This window comes from Bacillus cereus group sp. N31 (assembly GCF_016483245.1).
Classification (GTDB): domain Bacteria; phylum Bacillota; class Bacilli; order Bacillales; family Bacillaceae_G; genus Bacillus_A; species Bacillus_A toyonensis.
In genome coordinates, this window is sequence record NZ_JAEHCH010000006.1 from 76498 (window position 1) to 96277 (window position 19780).

The following is a 19780-nucleotide window of genomic DNA, read 5'->3' on the forward strand; positions in this document are numbered from 1 at the left end:
TCATCTTTCATATTCGCAACATTTTTTTGAAATATTTACTAGTCCATATTTCAAAAATATTGTTTTCCATTATTTTTTCTTGTATATTTTAAGTGAGGTGATTACATTGAACGGCTTTGAAAAAGTGAAAGAAAAGAAAAAACGCGCCATTAAAGAGGCGGCCTTCGTATTATTTTCAGAACGTGGATTTAATGAAGTAAAAATAGAACATATTGCAAAAGAAGCAAACGTTTCTCAAGTTACAATTTATAATCATTTCGGAAGTAAAGATGCGTTATTTAGGGAGCTTATACAAGAATTTATCATATCTGAATTTCAATATTATAAAGGGCTTGCAGAAGAAAAATTACCTTTTCATGATATGATGCAAAAAATGATTGTAAGAAAAATGAATACTGGCGGGTTATTTCAACCTGATATGTTACTACAAATGATGCAAAGGGACGAAGAACTCCGTAAGTTTATTTATAGTTATCAAAATGAAAAAATCCTTCCCTGGTATTTAGAGATATTAGAACGAGCTCAGCGCAAAAACGAAATTAATCCACACCTTACGAAAGAAATGATGTTACTTTACATTCAAATGTTTACTAAGTTAGGTGATGATTTCGGGGCACAGCTTCTTGAAGGAGATCGAGAAAAACATATACAAGATATCGTTACGATGTTCTTTTACGGCCTTTCTGTTCCAACAAATTAAAAAAGACACGAAATTCGTGTCTTTTTTATTTTACCGAAATGACTCTACCCGTTTCACTACTTTCAACCGCTAATTGAATTAGTTTAATAACATTTAAACCATCTTGCGCTGTTACAGGTAGTTTCTCACCATTTAATATACTATCTCTTACACCTTTATAGTACATGTCATAGCAACCGACTTCTGTTGAAATGCGATTTAAAGTTTCTTCTGTTTCTAAAGTAGCAAAATTCTCTTCAGCATCTACTCCATAACCTATATCGCCTGGCTTCATTCCATTTTTTAATTGTTCTTCCTGCGAATCCATACCGTATTTCATGATAGAACCTTTGTCCCCATGTAATGTAAAATGCGGTCCTGCTTGTTTCACGTAACTGCTACTACGTAAAATGACACGCTTAACTCCATAATGAAGTACTACGTGGAAATAGTCATCAATCTCCGCACCTGGCCTTTGTTTTATTACATCTGCGCTTATCGCATCTGGTTTTCCGAATAATGATAGCGCTTGGTCAATTAAATGCGATCCTAAATCATATAATATACCTGAACCTGGTAAATTCTTTTCTCTCCAGCGATCACGTACATGTGGACGGAAACGATCAAAATGCGCTTCATATTCGTATACATTTCCTATTCTATTTTCTTCTAACAATTTCTTAATTGTTAGGAAATCATTATCAAAACGACGATTATGATATACACTTAACATCACATTATGCTGCTTTGCTAATGAGATAAGTTCTTCCCCTTCTTCAATTGAAACAACAAATGGTTTTTCCACTACAACATGCTTACCATGTAAAATCGCTTCTTTTACATATGGAAAATGAGTTGTATTCGGTGAAGTAATGACAACTAGTTCAATATCAGATCGCTTTACTAATTCATCAATTGTGTCAGCAACAGCAGCATTTGGTAAAGTTTGTTTCACTACTTCTTCTTTTGAAGATAAAATAGCTCGAATATCATATTCTTCTATCGTTTGTAATAGCGGGATGTGAAATGTTGTACTAGAAAATCCAAATCCTACAATCCCTACACCTATTTTTTTCATGTTGCCCCTCCAATTATCCCGCACTAACGGACAGTAAGATCCCTCCTCAAAATTCAGCGAAAACTAAGAAGTTAGGTGAGGGCCTTACTGTCCGTAAAAGCCCGATTAGTTCAACTAATAATCAGTAGGGAATAACCCCCCCCACTGATTAAAGTTTCACTTTATGAGAACGATTTCATTTCACTATTATAACAAGATTATTTTCATATACATAATAATTCGCTTAGAAAAAAGCATCTCGCTATTATTCATAGCAAGATGCTTCCTTTATTCCGGTCTTTTCTTCGTCCACGTTTCTACTACTTCACCAGTATCATTAACATCTAGTACTAAACTACCATTACTATACCGGTCTTTGTTTCGATACGCTTTCGGATCAACCTCTTCTACAATATTTTTCTCTGTCTTCATGTAAACTAGTTCATCGTCTCGTACAATTTCAATACCTACAATACGGTATGGATTACGTTTTAACTCTTTGAAAATAACAAGACCTCGCTTCGCTCTCGTTGACTTTTCAATTTCTGATGCTTTTAAACGCTTTATAGCACCGCGTTGCGTTACGAGAATAAGTTGATCTTTGTCACCATTTAACGGTTTACCAGAAGCGACATAGTCATCTTCTTTTAAATTAATCGCTTTTACACCAGCAGCTCTTACACCAACTGGACTTACTTCATCTTCATGGAAAATAAGTGCATATGCACCGTGTGTAGCAAGAACGATATCACTCGTTCCATCTGTCGCAAATATATCGACAACTTCATCATCTTTTTTCAAGTTTACAGCAACGAATGCCCTTGAATAACGCTGAACTTTATATTGATTTAATTCTGTTTTCTTTATCATACCATTTCGCGTTACAAATACGATAAATCGTTTTTCTTCCTCAAAGTTCGGTACAACCGTTGCCCAAATGATTGTTTCATCTCGGTCGAGTGAAACGATATTTGCAACGTGCTGACCTAAATCTTTCCAACGAATATCTGGCATTTCGTATACTGGAAGATATATATAGTTTCCTTTACTTGTGAATAAAAGAACTGTTTCAGTCGTATTCGTATCGAATCGTTCAAGTAAGATGTCACCCTCTTTCATACCGAAGTCTTTGCCGTTTGATGCATTATGTGAGCGCCATCCAGTACGTTTCACATATCCTTCTTTCGTTACAGTAACGATGACATCTTCTTGTGGAATCATCACTTCTACGTCTATTTTAATTTCTTCAATTTGTTCTTCAATAATAGCGCGACGATCATCACTATATGTTTTCTTCACTCTCTTCAAATCAGTTTTAATGACTTGAAGTAATCTTTTTTCACTTTGTAAAATTGACTGTAGCTCTAGAATTTTCTTATTAAGCTCATCGGCTTCTTCTTGTAACGCCGTAATGTCTGTATTCGTTAAGCGATATAATTGCAAGGATACAATTGCTTCTGCTTGTGCTTCTGTAAAGCCAAATTTTGCACTTAAATTATCTTTCGCATTACGTTTATCTTTTGAAGCTCGAATTGTCTCGATTACTTGGTCTAAAATCGATAATGCTTTCTTTAAACCTTCTACAATATGTTGACGATTTTCTGCTTTTCTTAATTCATATTGCGAACGTCTCGTAATAACCTCTTTTTGATGTCCAATATAAGCATCCAAAATTTTCGGTAATGTCATAAGTGTTGGACGGCGATTATTGATCGCTACCATATTAAAGTTATATGGAATTTGTAAATCTGTATTTTTATATAAATAATTTAAAATACCTTCGGCGTTTACTTCTTTCTTTAATTCAACAACGATTCGTAAACCAGTACGATCTGTCTCATCACGTACTTCAGCAATGCCATCTAACTTTTTATCTAGACGTAATTCATCCATTTTCTTTACAAGGTTTGCCTTATTCACTTCGTAAGGAATTTCAGTGATTACAATTTGTTGTTTCCCACCGCGCACTGTTTCAATTTCTGCTTTTCCGCGAATAATAATTTTACCTTTTCCTGTTTCATACGCCTTTTTAATACCATCAATCCCTTGAATAATACCGCCTGTTGGGAAATCTGGTCCTTTCATAACTGTTAATAAATCATCAACAGTACTATTTGGCTTATCAATACGCATCATTGTAGCGTCAATAACTTCTCCAAGATGATGCGGAGGAATTTCTGTTGCATAACCAGCGGAAATTCCTGTAGATCCGTTTACTAATAAATTCGGGAACGCTGCTGGTAATACAACCGGTTCTTCACTCGTATCATCAAAGTTTGACACGAATTCAACTGTTTCTTTATCAAGATCACGTAATAATTCAGATGCGATTGGTGATAAACGAGCTTCTGTATAACGCATTGCCGCTGCTGGATCACCATCAACACTACCATTATTACCATGCATTTCAACTAAAACATTACGTACTTTCCAAGTTTGACTTAAACGTACCATCGCCTCATATACAGAGGAATCACCATGTGGATGGTAATTACCAATAACGTTACCAACTGTTTTAGCTGATTTACGAAACGCTTTATCATGTACGTTTCCTTCTACATACATAGAATATAATATACGTCTTTGTACTGGCTTTAAACCGTCACGCGCATCTGGAAGCGCGCGGTCTTGGATTATATATTTACTATAACGTGCAAAGCGGTCACCTAACACGTCTTCAAGCGGGAGGTCATGAAACTTCTCTGCCTGCATGTTATTCCACCTCCGTCTCCATAATCATTTCGTTTTCTAAAATATTTCCTTCTTCTTGCATACCAAATTGTACATTACGCTCAATCCATTTACGGCGCGGTTCTACTTTATCGCCCATTAATGTAGTTACACGGCGCTCTGCTCTTGCTGCATCATCAATTTTCACTCGGATTAATGTACGCGTTTCAGGGTTCATCGTCGTTTCCCATAACTGATCTGCATTCATTTCACCAAGTCCTTTATAGCGCTGCAACATATAACCTTTACCGACCTTTTTCGTTACACCATCTAATTCTTCATCAGACCATGCATATTCAATTACTTCACTTTTCCCTTTCCCTTTACTTACTTTATATAAAGGTGGAAGTGCAATAAATACTTTACCAGCTTCGATAAGTGGTTTCATATATCTGTAGAAGAAAGTTAATAACAATACTTGAATATGAGCTCCATCCGTATCTGCATCGGTCATAATAACAACTTTATCGTAGTTAATATCTTCAACAGCGAATTCATTTCCTACACCGCCGCCAATTGCATAAATAATTGTATTAATCTCTTCATTCTTAAAAATATCAGCAAGCTTTGCTTTCTCCGTGTTAATTACTTTACCACGCAACGGTAGTACCGCTTGAAAACGACGATCTCGCCCTTGCTTTGCTGAACCGCCGGCCGAGTCACCCTCTACTAAATACAATTCGTTTTTTTGAGGGTTACGTGATTGTGCAGGTGTTAACTTCCCGCTTAAAGTACCTTCTGATTTTTTCTTTTTCTTACCACTACGTGCTTCTTCTCTCGCTTTACGAGCAGCCTCACGTGCTTGCGCTGCTTTAACTGCCTTTCTCACAAGAAGTGTAGCTACATCCGGATTTTCTTCTAAAAAGTAAGCTAAATGCTCTGATACAATTGCATCAATAGAAGAACGGGCTTCACTTGTACCAAGTTTCCCTTTCGTTTGTCCTTCAAACTGCAGTACTTCTTCTGGTACACGTACAGAAACGATAGCCGCTACACCTTCACGAATATCTGTACCTTCTAAGTTTTTATCTTTTTCTTTTAATAATGAAACTTTACGAGCATACTCATTAAACACACGTGTCATCGCTGTTTTAAATCCAGCTTCGTGTGTTCCACCATCTTTTGTACGTACGTTGTTTACAAACGAAAGAATATTTTCTGAGTAACCATCATTAAACTGGAATGCTAGTTCTGCTTCAATCCCGTTTTGTTCACCAGTGAAATATACAACTGGATGAATTGAATCTTTTTCTTCGTTTAAGTATGAAACGAAAGCTTCAATTCCTGTTTCATAATGAAATATATCTTCTAAATCATTACGTTCGTCTTTTATCGAGATTTTCATTCCTTTTAATAAGAATGCAGATTCACGTAATCTCTCACATAATGTTTCATAATTGTAATTTGTCGTACTGAAAATCGTTGTATCTGGTTTGAAGTGCATTGTCGTACCAGACTCTTTTGTTTTCCCGATTTTCTCTAACGTCGTTGCAGGAACGCCACCATTTTCAAAGCGTTGTTCATAAATGTTACCATCACGTTTAATTGTTACTACTAACCATTCTGACAAGGCGTTTACAACTGATGCCCCAACACCATGTAAACCACCACTCGTTTTATAGCCACCTTGACCAAACTTACCACCTGCATGAAGTACAGTTAAAATAACTTCAGGTGTAGGTTTCCCAAGTTTATGCATTCCCGTAGGCATTCCTCGCCCTTTATCAATAACGCTAATACTATTATCTTTATGTATTACGACAGAAATTTCGTCGCCAAATCCCGCTAACGCTTCGTCAACGGAGTTATCTACTATTTCATATACTAAATGATGCAATCCACGGCTATCCGTACTCCCGATATACATACCCGGGCGTTTTCGAACGGCTTCAAGTCCTTCTAACACTTGAATTGCATCTTCATTGTATTGGAACTGATGCTTCGCCAAACTCCTTGCCCCTTTCCTAATCAAATCAGAACATATGTTTCTATTATAGAATAACGCCTCGACTATAGTTTTGGCAAGTTATCTTATCTCTTTTATATACCATTTTCAATAGAAAAATCCTTGTTTTTTCACAAGGATTCCTCTAGGCTACTATTTCAGAAAAATAATCGTTTGTCAACGAGAAATGGATATGTATTCCAAGATTACACATTCCAAACCTTTATCATGATCCAAATGATCAATATCCAAAACGGGATAACAAGTAACAATCCCCAAAAACAGCCTTTAAAAAATCTCATGATGAACACCTCGTTCATCGGCCCTACTTATCTATAACGAGGGCTGAATCAATCTTTCTATCTTTAAAATCTATACTATTTTGTCATCGCATGTTCTACTTTAATACAACGGTCCATTATTACAGTATAGTCTTTTTCTTTTAAAAGTTTATATGTATCTTCATCTTGTACTCCTAGTTGTGCCCAAAAAACATCTGCATCAATCTCTACAAACTCTTTCGCAACACCCATTAAAAATTCTGAACGGCGGAATACGTTTACGATATCAACATGTTCTTTAATATCCGCCAGTGAAGGAACTGCCTTTTCTCCAAGTACTTCATCAACTGTTGGATTTACCGGTATAATGCGGTACCCTGCATCTTGCATCGCTTTTGAAACCATATACGATGTACGTTCTGGTTTATCTGATAATCCAACAACCGCAATCGTTTTACTTTTCTTCAATACTTCACCAATTTCCGTACGAGTTGGGTTTTCAATTGTCATAATTAGTCCCTCCTATTCCTTTAGTATATCCGATAAAGAAAGTCTCTTTCAACATGAAAGAGACTTTCTTTTATTCCGATTATTGATTCTTAGTAGCTGAATTATCTGCTAACGTAGCTGATTTCGTCATTTTTTGACCATTGCGATAGAATGTAACTTCTACTTTCTCGCCAACTTTTTTCTTTTCATATAAATATTTACGGAATTGAAGAGCATTCTCTACCTTTTGATTATCTAATGCTACTACAAGATCATATTGCTCTAAACCTGCTTTTTCTGCCGGTGATATTGGATAGATTTTACCTAATACAACGCCATTTGTTACTTCTTTTGGCACTTTCAGCTGATTTACTGCATAAGTTTGCACATCTTCTAATGAAACGACACCTACTCCAAGCGCTGGACGTTTCACTACTCCATCTTTTTCAAGCGATTCGATGACTGGTTTTGCAATATTAATCGGAATTGCAAATCCGATTCCTTCAACTTCTTGCTGCGCAATTTTACTCGAGTTAATACCGATTACTTCACCGTTTTGGTTAAATAATGCACCACCACTATTACCAGGGTTAATCGCTGCATCTGTTTGAATAACTTGTGCTTGCCAATCTGGGCGTTTGTCCCCATCAATATCAACTGGAATTTCGCGTTCTTTACTACTGATTATACCTTCCGTTACACTGCCATCAAATCCAAGTGGGTTTCCGATTGCAATCGCTTTTTCACCAGCACGAAGTTTACTGGAGTCACCTAGACTTGCAACTTTATTTACATTAGATCCGTCAATTTCAACAACAGCTAAGTCTAACCAAGGATCCTTACCAACTAGTTTTGCATCAACTTGCTTTCCATCACTTAGTTTCACAGCAAGTTTATTCGCTCCATCTACTACGTGGTTGTTCGTTACGATATATGCTTTATTTCCTGCTTTTTTATAAATAACACCTGATCCTGAACCAGCTTGTTGTTCTTGACCTGTCGGTTGCATTGCAAATGGATCGACACTTTGTTGCATATTAATAACACCTACAACAACATCTTTCGCACCTTCAACCATACCTGGCAAATCAGTTTCGTTTTTTGATTTATTGACAACAGGAACTACAGTACCTTCTACTTGTTTATTAGAATTGAATGATGAAACTGCCGCTCCATTATTTTGCACCCATGGCATATAAGGTGCTGCAAAACTAATCGAAACCGCCCCGACTACAGCTCCCACTAAACCTGTGAAGAAATAACCTTTTTTACTTCCTGATTTTTTCACTTCTCTCGTTTCACTATGCTCTTCATTCAAATTTGGTCCGTCGTAATATCCCATTTTTTATTTCCCCTCTCTGGTGAATTCGTATTTTCAGTATAGTCACGTTTTGTGTCCTTCTTGTGAACTCATCGTGAAATCCAATTAAAAAAATACTCCTATCTACCATTGTAGACAAGAAAATTATTTTTTGAACATTCTACCTTCAAAAAGAGGATATAAAATTGCTAAATTCCCGGGCTAAAGTGCACAATTCATTCCAGATTATTCTTCGAATTTATAACCAACTCGAATAACAGTACCGATATGCTTCGCTTTATCTCCTAGCTTATTTCGCAATTTTTTAATATGCGTATCAACCGTTCGGTCATCACCGTAGTAATCATATCCCCATAACTGATCTAATAAATGTTGACGTGACAACACAATTCCTTTGTTCTCCATTAAATAAACGAGAAGTTCAAATTCTTTATGCGTCAATATAATTTCTTCTCCATCTACTAAAACAGTTCTAGATAGACGATTCACTTCTATTCCAGCTAAAGACATAGCATTTTCTTCCGCTACTCCTACCGCACCATCCGCACGTTTCAATAACGTCTTCGCGCGAGCTACTAACACTTTCGGGCTAAATGGTTTCGTTACATACTCGTCTGCACCTAATTCGAAACCTAGCAATGTATCATCCTCATCCGAACGTGCTGTTAGCATAATAATTGGTACTGCTGATTCTTTTCTAATTCGTCTACAAACAGACCATCCATCTATTTCTGGTAACATAATATCTAACATAATTAAATCAATTTCATGCTCTGCAAATAACTCTAGCGCTTTTTTTCCATCTTCTGCTTCGATTACTTCAAAGCCTTCATTACGAAAATAATCACTAACAATTTCACGTAATCTTCTTTCGTCTTCAACAAGTAATACTGTTTTATTCATATAATCTATCCCGCCTTTTTACTCTTTCAATCGAATAATACGTTGATTGGAGCTTCCGCGAAATGGAAGTGTTAAATCTCTTTTCTCGATTTCAAATCTTCCATCGACTAAAACATCCCCATAGTGTAACAACTCTATCATATCATTATTTTGAGAACTCTGTATCTCTTCTAACGTATAACCTGTATACATCCATAGATTTTTTTTCAAATCTTTCACGGCTTTTGCTACTTTTTTCACTTCAACAGCTTGAAAAAACGGATCTCCACCTGAAAATGTTACATCAGTTAATGGATTACTTGCAATCTCTTTCACAACTTCTTCTACCGTCATTTCAGTTCCATTGCAAATATTCCAAGATTTCGGGTTATGACACCCGAAACAACGATGCGGACAGCCCGCAAAAAACACGACTGTCCGCAGCCCTTCTCCATCTACTACACTATCATGAATGATATTCATCACTTTCATTTATGCTTCACCCGATCCATCTCTTCGCTACGTTTCGCACTATTCCACTTCGACATATCTCCCACAAGATAGCCAGTTATACGGCGAATTCTTTCTATATTGGTCTCGTCTTCATTTCCGCAGCTTGGACATTGATTTCCAATAACTCCGTGATAGCTGCAGCATGTACAACGATCAACAGGATGATTAATTGAACCGTACCCAACACCATGCTCTGCCATCGCTTGTACAATTTGTTTTAACGCCTTTTGATTATGCATCGCTGCTCCGTCTAATTCAATATACGTAATATGCCCCCCATTACATAGAGCATGAAAAGGTCCTTCTAAACGGATTTTATTTATCGCTTGAATGTTATAATAAACTGGAATATGGAATGAATTCGTATAGTAATTATGGTTCGTTATACCACTAATCTCACCAAATTCCTCTCTATCTTTTTTCACAAACTTCCCTGATAAACCTTCTGCAGGAGTTGCAATTATTGAGAAATTCAGTTGATGTTCTTCCGTCGCCTTATCCATTCTCTCCCTCATAAAGGAAATAATTTCATATCCAAGTTTCCATGAATCTTCATCTCCCCCATGATGCTTTCCTGTTAAAGCTACTAAACATTCCGCAAGACCGATAAAACCAATACTTAACGTCCCTTGCTTTAAAATAGGTGCTACAGAATCTTCAGGCTGTAATGTTTCTCCGCCACGCCATACACCTTGTGAATATAAAAATCGAAAATCTCTCGCTCGCTTCGTACATTGATACGCGAATCTCTCTAATAATTGCTTAATTCCTAAATCCAAGTAATAATTTAGCGCTTCAAAAAACGCTTCTTTCGATCCACTAATTAGCCCTAATTTCACTAAATTAATAGAAGTAAACGACAAATTACCTCTTCCTATTGCCGTTTCTTCTCCATGTATATTAGACATAACACGAGTGCGACATCCCATGTAACATACTTCACTTTCAGGTCGTCCATCATAGTGCACTGCATTAAACGACGCATCTAAAAATGAAAAATTAGGGAATAATCGCTCTGCTGTCGTCTCTAGTGCTAATTCAAACAAATCATAGTTCGGATCACATTCTTCAAAGTTTACACCTTTTTTCATTTTAAAAATTTGAATAGGGAAAATCGGTGTTTCTCCTTTTCCAAGTCCAGCTTGCGTTGCTTTTAACAGCTGTTTAATTAAAAGCCTTCCCTCTCTCGATGTGTCTGTTCCGTAATTAATAGAAATAAACGGTACTTGTCCCCCGCCCCTACTATGCATACTATTTGAATTATGAACGAAAGCTTCACACGCCTGATACGTATCGCTTTCTGTTTCTTTCCATGCGAATTCCTCAATTTGTTCTTTCGTAAGCGGATATGATTGTAGTCGCTTTTTATGTCTCAGTACGGTTTTTCTCACATAGGGAGCTAAATCAATATCAAAGAGTGCAAACGATTGACCACCGTGCTGCATATTTTGATTCGCTTGAAAAATAATAGACGAAAGTGCCAACGCACTTTTAATGTCTTGCGGTTGTCTCATATGTCCATGTCCAGTATGAAAACCGTTAGCAAGCATTTGTGCTAACGGAATTTGCGAACAAGTCGTCGTTCCTGTCGCATAAAAATCTAAATCATGTGGATATAATATATTTTCATTTATCGCTTTTTTCACTTGGTCTGACAATAAATTTTCAACTGCATAATATTTTGCACTCTCAGATGCGAACGTTCCCATTACTCCCATCGGAGAGCGCCCATCTACATTTGCATTCTCTTGCATTAAATCTTGTTCATTGCCGTGGACAATTGTCCCAAACACTTTCATTAATTCTTCTCCACGTGTATTTCGTTGTAACATTTATAACCCTCCATCAATATGTTGTTATCTTTTGATTAAAATGTTACAACATATAGTCTTGTTGTTTCTGTGAGAAATGTAACATTCCTGTGAATTTTTTTTCACGAAATAATGAATTTTTCATTTACAAAAAAGAAATGTGCTCTTTACAAATGTATGGTACAATAAACGGGAAAAACTCTTTTTACCCTTTATCAACACATTTGAATAAAGGAGACTGAACTTATGGTTACTACATATCTTTTATTTATCGTTGCCTACTTACTTGGCTCGATTCCATTTGCATTAGTCGTTGGAAAAATCGGCTATGGAATCGACATTCGTGAGCACGGAAGCGGTAATTTAGGCGGAACAAATACATTCCGCACATTAGGGAAAAAAGCAGGTTTTACCGTTACAATTGCTGACATTTTAAAAGGGACATTAGCAACAGGTCTACCGATAATTTTCGGATTAGATATTCACCCACTATGGTTCGGATTAGCAGCTGTTCTTGGACATGTATATCCGATTTTTGCAAAATTCCGTGGTGGTAAAGCAGTTGCAACTTCTGCCGGGGTGCTATTATGCTACTCACCAGTTGTTTTTGCAATATTAGCTGTTGTATTTTTCACCCTTTTATTTACAACAAGATACGTATCACTTTCTTCTATGGTAACAGCTGTCGTTGCTGTTATTGCATCCATTGTTAGCGGGGATAAAATCTTCATTATTGCGATGTGTTTATTAGCAGGTATGGTTATTTATAAACACCGTGCAAATATCGGACGAATTATAAATAAAACTGAACCGAAAGCAAACTTCTCAAAAAAGCAAAAATAAGGTTGTAACCCACATAACGCAAAAAGAAAACGTGAAGCATATTAATAGCGTCTTTTTGCGTTATTTTTTATACTAAAGAAAAAGCAACATAATTTGGAGGAACTATACATGAATCTTTCCGTAACAAAAGAAGCAGCACAATGGTATAAAAACGAATTAAACTTACAATCAGGTGAAACACTACGCCTTTTCGTACAATACGGCGGTTGCAGTACTGTGCAAAAAGGACTTTCTTTAGGTATTCGTAAAGATGACCCTGCACATCCTGCTGTTCAAACTCAAGAAGAAGGTATTAACTTCTTTATTGAAGGCGATGATGAGTGGTTCTTCGATGGACATAATTTATCTGTTACACTTAACGACGGTGATGATTTCCCTCAATTTAATTATGAGAAATAAAAAAAGCGTGGCTTCTGCCACGCTTTTTTTATTTCTTTTTAATTTCCTCATATTTCGCATACCACTCAGGATATAATTTTTTAAATGATACAGGGCGGAACCCTTCTTTTTTCGCACAAATATTCGTCGTACTTGCAGTAATGCAAAGCTCACCATGACCGTTATATATTTCATAACCATATACAACACGAAGCGGGCTCACAGTATCAATCCACGTTTTCACAATTGCTTTTTCTCCGTAACGCATCGCTTTACGATATGAAATTTGCAAATCTAATACAGGAGAAATAATTCCCTCTTTCTCCATTTCAACATATGAAAATCCTAATTCTTGTATAAGTTTCGTGCGCCCAAGTTCCAGCCACACTAAATAGTTTGAATGGTAAACAACACCCATCTGGTCTGTTTCCGCATAGCGGATTTCAACTTCATATTCTGCTACAAACATTTCTATTCGCCTTCTTTCACTTCTGCTACCTTGCATACATTTAATCATAATACAGTGGAATCAAAAATAAAATAAAAACAGTGAATCTTTTACCGAAAGGGGCAAACACATGATCCAAATTGTAACTGTTCGTAGCGGTGATAGTGTTTATGGTTTAGCATCAAAGTACGGATCTACACCTGAAGAAATTGTAAAAGACAATGGACTAAATCCTGCTGAAACACTCGTTGTTGGTCAGGCACTTATCGTTAATACAAAAGGAAATAATTATTATGTACAGCCTGGTGACAGCTTATATCGAATTTCTCAAACGTATAACGTTCCTCTCGCTAGCTTAGCTAAAGTTAATAATCTTTCATTAAAATCTATTCTCCATGTCGGACAACAATTATATATACCAAAAGGGACAACACGAGCAGTAGAATCCATCGCTTATTTACAACCTTCAACAATACCGATAAAAGAAAGTTTAGTAAATGCTACACGTGCTATTAATCCATTTTTAACATATTTAGCCTACTTCAGCTTTGAAGCAAAAAGAGACGGCACTTTAAAAGAACCAACGGAAACAGCGAAAATCGCTAATATTGCAACGCAAGGTAAAACCATCCCTATGCTCGTTATTACAAATATTGAAAATGGAAATTTCAGTGCCGATCTGACATCGGTTATTTTACGCGATGCAACAATCCAAAACAAGTTTATTACTAACATTTTGCAAACAGCTGAAAAATATGGCATGCGAGACATTCATTTCGATTTCGAGAGTGTGGCACCCGAAGACCGCGAGGCATACAATCGCTTTTTACGAAATGTGAAAACACGCTTACCTAGCGGGTACACATTAAGTACAACGCTTGTACCGAAAACAAGTTCCAATCAAAAAGGGAAATTTTTTGAGGCTCACGATTATAAAGCACAAGGACAAATTGTTGATTTCGTCGTCATTATGACATACGACTGGGGTTGGCAAGGCGGGCCACCGATGGCGATTTCTCCTATTGGTCCTGTGAAAGAAGTACTTCAATATGCGAAATCTCAAATGCCACCACAAAAAATTATGATGGGGCAGAATTTATACGGTTTCGATTGGAAACTTCCGTTCAAACAAGGAAATCCACCCGCAAAAGCAATCAGCTCTGTTGCAGCTGTTGCACTAGCTCGTAAATATAATGTTCCTATCCGCTATGATTTCACGGCTCAAGCTCCTCATTTCAATTACTTTGACGAAAACGGCGTACAACACGAAGTTTGGTTTGAAGATTCACGGTCCGTACAAAGTAAATTTAATTTAATGAAAGAACAGGGCATCGGTGGTATTAGTTATTGGAAGATTGGTTTACCATTCCCGCAAAATTGGCGTTTACTCGTTGAAAACTTTACGATCACAAAAAAGGGCTGACTTTTGTCAGCCCTTTTTTCATATTACTGTTACAAAACGTCTTTCATTCCCTCATAAAAAAGAAGAATGATAACATTCTCCTTTTAACCGTTATCAACAATCGGTTGTTTACCAGTTTGGTCTTGCATTTGTTTTCCTTTATTGCCACCAGCTTTTTTCGATTGCGTTCCAATATGATTCGGTGCAAAATCTTTTGAATTTTTTTTCGGATTACCCATTACTATCGCCTCCTTAACACTAGTATCGTACTAGTGTTAAGAATTATTCAGCTTGCTTAAAAAGTTTCATTTCATAACGTTTCTCAATACGCTCTTCAATGCGATCAATTGCATCACGATCGCTTAATAATTGTTGTTTATTTTCATTTACAAGTTCTTCAAACGATTTGCGGCGACTTCTTCTCATGCTGTTCACCCTCTCTCTTTCTCATTCTTACTACATAGTATGAGCAAACAAAAAACTCTTTAATCAGATTTGCAAGAAAATTTTATGTTTTAGTACTCCTAAAAAAAACGCTATGTACAATAATTTGTACATAGCGTTTTTTATACCATAACATTTAAATACTCTTTGAGCTTCTCATCTGCATTCGTTTCATTTTCTCTATACGTATCAAGTGCTTGTAATACAAAATCATACTGTTCTAAAATATAACTTTCTAATTTCAAGACATCCGCTAAGCTATTAAGCATAACTCTTGTATTACCAACTTCACTTTTTAGAGCTGGTTCACATATTAAGCTCGTACATATTTCTTTCACATCATCTTCTACAATTTCTGTTAATACGTATTTCTTTCGTCCTTTTACTTTTAATCTCATAACTGGATAAAAAGCTTTTATATCTAAATAACTTCCTACATTCATACAACGCAGCCATTCTACATTGCGTTTATTGCGGACAAGTATTTCTTTCACCGCTTCGTATACCTCAGTTTCATCAAGCACAGCCTTATTTACTTTTCGTTTCCCTTTTTCTTCAATAGATGTACATTTTTGATAAACAGCTGCACACGTAATACAGTCGTCAAATGCATTATGAGAACTTAGACGAATTCCAAGCATTCGCTTTAACGTCTCAAGTTTATGATTAGGTGCGTGCTTCATATATTTTTTTGCTAAAAACACAGTGTCAATCACCTTATTTTTAGGTTCAGGAAACCCAAGCATATTTACATTACTTTTCAAAAAGCGCATGTCAAAAGAAGCATTATGAGCCACAATAACATTTGTATGTAAAAATGCTAAAAATAAAGGTAAAACTTCTTCAATCGTGGGTGCATCTGAAACACGATAATTTGTAATACCTGTTAAACTCGTAATTCGGCTCGGAATCGGGCGCTCTGGATTCACGTATGAAACAAATTGATCTACCAGTTCATGATTACGATATTTCACAGCTGCAACTTGAATAATTTTATCATTATAAGGGTTAAATCCTGTTGTTTCAAAATCAATTACAACATAATCTAACGGTAAGGATACATTCCCCACTCCATACACTCCTTTATCTCTAAACGTTTATATTTCTTACATCATATCATGAAGTTATGACTACTTGAAAAAGAAAAGGCAGAAATGGGAACTCTCCACCTCTACCTTTTCACCGTTATTTTAATTTAGCAATTCGTTTTTCCATCTCTTTTTGCGTCATCGGTCCAATGAACTTATCCTGAATGACGCCTTTCGTATCTATAAAATACGAAGTTGGGATCGTAATTACTTTATAAGCTGTTGTCACATCAATGTTCTTGTCCAATAAAATAGGAAAAGTAATCCCTTTTTCCTTAGCAAAATTGCTTACTTTTTCTTCTCCCCCACCTTTTTCTGAAGGCGTATAATTTATTGCTAAAATTTCTACGTTTTCTTTATGTTCTTTATAGAAAGCCTCCATATCAGGCATTTCTTGCTGACAAGGCCCACACCACGTTGCCCAAAAATTTAAAATAACTTTCTTTCCTTTTAAATCCGATAGCTTTACATTCGTTCCATCTAACTTAGTTAATTCAAAGTTTGGTGCACTCTTTCCTACTTCAATACCATTACTTGCAATCATCTCTTTCATAGCAGCTTCACTTTTTTCTTGCTTCCCTTGTACCGCCTGATCTTTATTACCGAACTGTTCATAAGCTGCATATCCCGCTAAACAAAGTAACACTACAATAATCGTAAGCTTCCGCCACATTTTATATCACCCTAACGTGTTTATGTACTTTTAACAAATTCATCAAAATACTATATACCTTATTTTAGCTTATACGGACGAGCTTGGAAATATTCACAGTCAAAATAATCGGAATATTTGTAATATGCATGGAATATTTACCTTTTTATCATATAATTAGAAATATATACAAAAAAATGCGAGGTGATATATATTTTACAATTGCTTATCAACCCTTTCACTTTCATTTTTTTCACTTTACCATTACTATGTATTTGTTTTAGCAGCTTGCTATATAAATTTAAATGGGCTGCTATTATTATTTCTTTTACTGTCCCTTTTATATTTTTCATTACCGTCTCTGAATTTGACATACACCTAGCTTTACAAATCTTTGATGCTTGGATTGTTTTTAGTGCTGTTTATTCTGTACTTTCCTACATAACGGCAGCAGTAATAAGAAGAAAACGGCACATATAGAAATGTCAAAAAGGAGGATATTTTTATGAATTTACTTGAAAAAATACTATTATATATTCTTAGTTTTATATTTTCCCCAATTGGCATTATCACTTGGATTATCTCGCTCCTCAGTAAAGATCCTGAAAAAAAGCAAGTGGGACTTATTTGTCTCTATATCGCTCTTATCTCATTTATCCTATTAGCCGGCCTTGGTGTTCTTAGTTTCTTCACGACGACTACCACTACTATACAATAGTTATAGGAGGGATGATTATTTTGGGAGAACATCCTATAAGTAAAGAACTTCGTTATATACGAATATGTTTAGTTGTTTTGGTAATTGTTCTTGTATTTTTCAATGGTGAAAGAGTCGTTGAAATTTCTACAAATCATGATTCTATAGAAAATGTTTCGACCAGTAATATGACACAGATTGCTGAAAATACATTTGCCATTCAAGAATATAATTCATCTCTAAGTAGCGAACATACGGTCAAAATTTTCAAATATAATCCAGATACAAACCAACTGACTCTAATGAAAGAGTTTAGTACTAACGATACTGAGCCTTATACGTATCAACTTAATAAGAATGAATAAAGATAAGAGCATTATGTCGCTCTTATCTTTTTATTAACATCTTTTTGAAAAATGACTTATATGTTAATAACTCTCTAGGATCCCCACATTCCACAACAATTCCATTATTCATGACAACAACCCAATCCGCTATCATCGCCCTCTCGACATCATGTGTTGCCACAATTCTCGTGACCTCTCTTCCTAATCCTTCTATCATATTCCAAACAGTTTCTTGGTTGCTCGGATCTAATCCCGCAGTTGGTTCATCTAAAATAATAAGATTAGGAGTTGAAACAATGGCACGTAATAATGCAAGACGTTTTCTTTCCCCTCCAGAAAATTCTACACCGCTTTTATGTAGTACAGTTTGAATCCCTTCAGGTAAGTCCCTAATAATTGATGTTCCATTTACAAGTTCAATATTTTTTTCTAACTGGTGTTCTATATACTCTTCACCGAAATACATATTCTCTTTTACTGTCGTCCGAAAAAAACGAGGTTCTTGCCACACTGTAGTCATACGAGCCTCATCACCATAATAAACAATGTTACCATTAGATGGTTTATACAACCCTGTCATTAATTTTAAAAGCGTTGTTTTTCCTGCGCCACTTTCTCCTACAATCATAACGAGTTCACCTGGATTAATTTGCAAATCAATATTATGAATTCTGCATTTCTCTTCATCATTCTCCTGAAATGAAACATTTGTTACTGTCATCCCCATCGCTCTTTCTACCTTACTATCTGCCCCTCGTTTATCTAAAAAAGAAAAAACTCTATTTGCCGAAGCGACTGCAACTTGTGTCATCATTAATAAATCGCCCACGTAACGGACTGGAAAAAAGAGCATTTCAATTGTAGCTAACACGGCAACAAGTGAACCAACTTCCATTTCCCCCTTCATTATTTTTTGCGCGCCTATAATGAGAACAACGATATATGCCCCTGTTTCAATCACTGTTCCAACTACTCCAATACAGTGTTGCATCATCGTCTTCTTTACTTCTGTTTTATAGGATTGTGCTGTTACTCCTTTAAATAAGCGAATGGCCCACTTTTCTTTTTGCAAACTACGTAAATCTTGTACGCCTTTTACAAACTGCGACACCATCTCTACAACACTTGATTGATTGTTTTGAGCGATGCTTGCGATATTCCTGACCTTTTTCCCCATCAACACCGGAACCATTGCACTAAAAAATAAAAATGGAGTTACCCACAATATAAACTTCATATCTATATGTTGTAGTGCTATGAACGCACCTATAAATTGCGCAATAGCGTGTATATATTCTATTAATATAGAACCATATAATCTGACCCAATTCGGAATATCAGACACAACTAGCGTCTCTAACTCTCCTTGCTTAATCTTCTCACTCTCTTCAAATGGTAATAAGAAAAAATGACGCAATACATCTATACGCTTCTTTCGCAATATTCGTTGACTTGCTTTGGAGCTTACACAATCAAACGAAAGATTGTTCACCCATATCAACAAGCGACTAACTGCAAACAAAGTAATGTAAAGGTACGCCTCCTTTAACTCTCGTTGAATAAGATTATCTACAATTAATCCCATGAATAGTGGACGGGATAAGTTTAAAATAGCTGCGAAGAGTCCACTGCATATAGCTGCTATTACTAACATTTTTTCTTTCTGTAACGGTAACAATATTCTTTTATATTCTTTCATGACCTTTCCTCCATTTTGTAAAGTAAAAAGAAAGGGATGAAACCAAATGGTTTCATCCCTTTCCATAAAATAAG

The 19780-nt window shown here is 36.0% G+C and carries 20 protein-coding genes; 6 read left to right on the forward strand and 14 right to left on the reverse strand.

Translation table 11 applies throughout. The annotated features are described in order from the left end of the window. Positions 1-106 precede the first annotated feature (106 nt). The gene (locus tag JDS81_RS10725) at positions 107-700 is read left to right on the forward strand and encodes a TetR/AcrR family transcriptional regulator (RefSeq protein ID WP_097953669.1); all 594 of its coding nucleotides are present in this window, start codon (positions 107-109) and stop codon (positions 698-700) included. Between the two features lie 25 nt (positions 701-725). Here the strand turns inward: JDS81_RS10725 and JDS81_RS10730 are convergent, their stop codons facing one another. The 8 genes from JDS81_RS10730 to JDS81_RS10765 form a co-directional block, all read right to left on the reverse strand. Continuing rightward, positions 726-1757 carry an oxidoreductase gene (locus JDS81_RS10730; protein WP_097953670.1) on the reverse strand — a complete coding sequence of 344 codons (1032 nt, stop codon included), beginning with the start codon at positions 1755-1757 and terminating at the stop codon, positions 726-728. A 267-nt stretch (positions 1758-2024) separates the two neighbouring features. After that, entirely contained in the window at positions 2025-4448 is a 2424-nt protein-coding gene (parC, locus tag JDS81_RS10735; protein WP_097854490.1) for a DNA topoisomerase IV subunit A, read from the reverse strand. Position 4449: 1 nt separating this feature from the next. Beyond that, positions 4450-6414: a DNA topoisomerase IV subunit B gene (gene parE / locus JDS81_RS10740; protein WP_001062195.1), complete on the reverse strand. Its 1965-nt coding sequence runs from the start codon at positions 6412-6414 to the stop codon at positions 4450-4452. 374 nt (positions 6415-6788) lie between these two features. After that, positions 6789-7202 (reverse strand): CoA-binding protein, encoded by a 414-nt coding sequence (locus tag JDS81_RS10745; RefSeq protein WP_000151385.1) that lies wholly within the window; start codon positions 7200-7202, stop codon positions 6789-6791. Positions 7203-7281: 79 nt separating this feature from the next. Beyond that, complete coding sequence (locus JDS81_RS10750; RefSeq protein ID WP_000542629.1) at positions 7282-8523, reverse strand: S1C family serine protease; 1242 nt, start codon at positions 8521-8523, stop codon at positions 7282-7284. 204 nt (positions 8524-8727) lie between these two features. Further along, positions 8728-9405 carry a response regulator transcription factor gene (locus JDS81_RS10755; protein ID WP_001044679.1) on the reverse strand — a complete coding sequence of 226 codons (678 nt, stop codon included), beginning with the start codon at positions 9403-9405 and terminating at the stop codon, positions 8728-8730. 18 nt (positions 9406-9423) lie between these two features. Beyond that, a complete protein-coding gene (gene nrdG, locus JDS81_RS10760) occupies positions 9424-9876 on the reverse strand; it encodes an anaerobic ribonucleoside-triphosphate reductase activating protein (protein ID WP_000867069.1) in 453 nt (150 codons plus the stop codon). Next, entirely contained in the window at positions 9873-11729 is a 1857-nt protein-coding gene (locus tag JDS81_RS10765; protein WP_097953671.1) for an anaerobic ribonucleoside triphosphate reductase, read from the reverse strand. The genes nrdG and JDS81_RS10765 overlap by 4 nt, the downstream gene beginning before the upstream one ends. Before the next feature lie 225 nt (positions 11730-11954). Between JDS81_RS10765 and plsY the strand changes: the two genes are divergently transcribed. Both plsY and JDS81_RS10775 read left to right on the forward strand, forming a co-directional pair. After that, positions 11955-12551: a glycerol-3-phosphate 1-O-acyltransferase PlsY gene (plsY, locus tag JDS81_RS10770; protein ID WP_000258971.1), complete on the forward strand. Its 597-nt coding sequence runs from the start codon at positions 11955-11957 to the stop codon at positions 12549-12551. A gap of 108 nt (positions 12552-12659) precedes the next feature. Beyond that, complete coding sequence (locus tag JDS81_RS10775) at positions 12660-12950, forward strand: HesB/YadR/YfhF family protein (RefSeq protein ID WP_001054451.1); 291 nt, start codon at positions 12660-12662, stop codon at positions 12948-12950. A gap of 28 nt (positions 12951-12978) precedes the next feature. On the opposite strand, the gene JDS81_RS10780 is transcribed toward JDS81_RS10775, so the two are convergent. Next, positions 12979-13398, reverse strand: a complete 420-nt coding sequence (locus JDS81_RS10780) for an acyl-CoA thioesterase (RefSeq protein WP_097953672.1) — start codon at positions 13396-13398, stop codon at positions 12979-12981. 109 nt (positions 13399-13507) lie between these two features. On the opposite strand from JDS81_RS10780, the gene JDS81_RS10785 reads away from it, so the two are divergent. Continuing rightward, positions 13508-14800, forward strand: a complete 1293-nt coding sequence (locus tag JDS81_RS10785) for a glycoside hydrolase family 18 protein (RefSeq protein ID WP_097953673.1) — start codon at positions 13508-13510, stop codon at positions 14798-14800. 83 nt (positions 14801-14883) lie between these two features. Here JDS81_RS10785 and sspN read toward each other — a convergent pair whose 3' ends face one another. From sspN to JDS81_RS10805, 4 genes are all read right to left on the reverse strand, one after another. Then, positions 14884-15018: an acid-soluble spore protein SspN gene (gene sspN, locus JDS81_RS10790; protein ID WP_000527987.1), complete on the reverse strand. Its 135-nt coding sequence runs from the start codon at positions 15016-15018 to the stop codon at positions 14884-14886. 43 nt (positions 15019-15061) lie between these two features. Further along, positions 15062-15205: an FbpB family small basic protein gene (locus tag JDS81_RS10795; RefSeq protein ID WP_001254699.1), complete on the reverse strand. Its 144-nt coding sequence runs from the start codon at positions 15203-15205 to the stop codon at positions 15062-15064. A 140-nt stretch (positions 15206-15345) separates the two neighbouring features. Next, on the reverse strand, positions 15346-16293 hold the full coding sequence (locus JDS81_RS10800) for a 3'-5' exonuclease (protein WP_097953674.1): 948 nt from the start codon (positions 16291-16293) through the stop codon (positions 15346-15348). Positions 16294-16408: 115 nt separating this feature from the next. Then, a complete protein-coding gene (locus JDS81_RS10805; RefSeq protein ID WP_000269081.1) occupies positions 16409-16984 on the reverse strand; it encodes a redoxin domain-containing protein in 576 nt (191 codons plus the stop codon). Between the two features lie 484 nt (positions 16985-17468). Here JDS81_RS10805 and JDS81_RS10810 point away from each other — a divergent pair, with 484 nt between their 5' ends. Then, entirely contained in the window at positions 17469-17681 is a 213-nt protein-coding gene (locus tag JDS81_RS10810; protein ID WP_097953675.1) for a hypothetical protein, read from the forward strand. Between the two features lie 11 nt (positions 17682-17692). Further along, positions 17693-18025 (forward strand): YmzC family protein, encoded by a 333-nt coding sequence (locus JDS81_RS10815; RefSeq protein ID WP_097953676.1) that lies wholly within the window; start codon positions 17693-17695, stop codon positions 18023-18025. A gap of 22 nt (positions 18026-18047) precedes the next feature. Here the strand turns inward: JDS81_RS10815 and JDS81_RS10820 are convergent, their stop codons facing one another. Next, positions 18048-19706, reverse strand: coding sequence for an ABC transporter ATP-binding protein (locus JDS81_RS10820; RefSeq protein WP_097953677.1), 1659 nt, complete (start codon positions 19704-19706; stop codon positions 18048-18050). Positions 19707-19780: the final 74 nt, after the last annotated feature.

What these genes read in the sequence shown, in the direction of transcription:
- JDS81_RS10730 (WP_097953670.1), bottom strand. Translation starts at nt 1,757, where the DNA reads ATGAAAAAAATAGGTGTAGGGATTGTAGGATTTGGATTTTCTAGTACA.
- parC (WP_097854490.1), bottom strand. Translation starts at nt 4,448, where the DNA reads ATGCAGGCAGAGAAGTTTCATGACCTCCCGCTTGAAGACGTGTTAGGT.
- JDS81_RS10745 (WP_000151385.1), bottom strand. Translation starts at nt 7,202, where the DNA reads ATGACAATTGAAAACCCAACTCGTACGGAAATTGGTGAAGTATTGAAG.
- JDS81_RS10750 (WP_000542629.1), bottom strand. Translation starts at nt 8,523, where the DNA reads ATGGGATATTACGACGGACCAAATTTGAATGAAGAGCATAGTGAAACG.
- JDS81_RS10755 (WP_001044679.1), bottom strand. Translation starts at nt 9,405, where the DNA reads ATGAATAAAACAGTATTACTTGTTGAAGACGAAAGAAGATTACGTGAA.
- nrdG (WP_000867069.1), bottom strand. Translation starts at nt 9,876, where the DNA reads ATGAAAGTGATGAATATCATTCATGATAGTGTAGTAGATGGAGAAGGG.
- JDS81_RS10765 (WP_097953671.1), bottom strand. Translation starts at nt 11,729, where the DNA reads ATGTTACAACGAAATACACGTGGAGAAGAATTAATGAAAGTGTTTGGG.
- plsY (WP_000258971.1), top strand. Translation starts at nt 11,955, where the DNA reads ATGGTTACTACATATCTTTTATTTATCGTTGCCTACTTACTTGGCTCG.
- JDS81_RS10775 (WP_001054451.1), top strand. Translation starts at nt 12,660, where the DNA reads ATGAATCTTTCCGTAACAAAAGAAGCAGCACAATGGTATAAAAACGAA.
- JDS81_RS10780 (WP_097953672.1), bottom strand. Translation starts at nt 13,398, where the DNA reads ATGTTTGTAGCAGAATATGAAGTTGAAATCCGCTATGCGGAAACAGAC.
- JDS81_RS10785 (WP_097953673.1), top strand. Translation starts at nt 13,508, where the DNA reads ATGATCCAAATTGTAACTGTTCGTAGCGGTGATAGTGTTTATGGTTTA.
- sspN (WP_000527987.1), bottom strand. Translation starts at nt 15,018, where the DNA reads ATGGGTAATCCGAAAAAAAATTCAAAAGATTTTGCACCGAATCATATT.
- JDS81_RS10795 (WP_001254699.1), bottom strand. Translation starts at nt 15,205, where the DNA reads ATGAGAAGAAGTCGCCGCAAATCGTTTGAAGAACTTGTAAATGAAAAT.
- JDS81_RS10805 (WP_000269081.1), bottom strand. Translation starts at nt 16,984, where the DNA reads ATGTGGCGGAAGCTTACGATTATTGTAGTGTTACTTTGTTTAGCGGGA.
- JDS81_RS10810 (WP_097953675.1), top strand. Translation starts at nt 17,469, where the DNA reads ATGAATTTACTTGAAAAAATACTATTATATATTCTTAGTTTTATATTT.
- JDS81_RS10815 (WP_097953676.1), top strand. Translation starts at nt 17,693, where the DNA reads ATGATTATTTTGGGAGAACATCCTATAAGTAAAGAACTTCGTTATATA.
- JDS81_RS10820 (WP_097953677.1), bottom strand. Translation starts at nt 19,706, where the DNA reads ATGAAAGAATATAAAAGAATATTGTTACCGTTACAGAAAGAAAAAATG.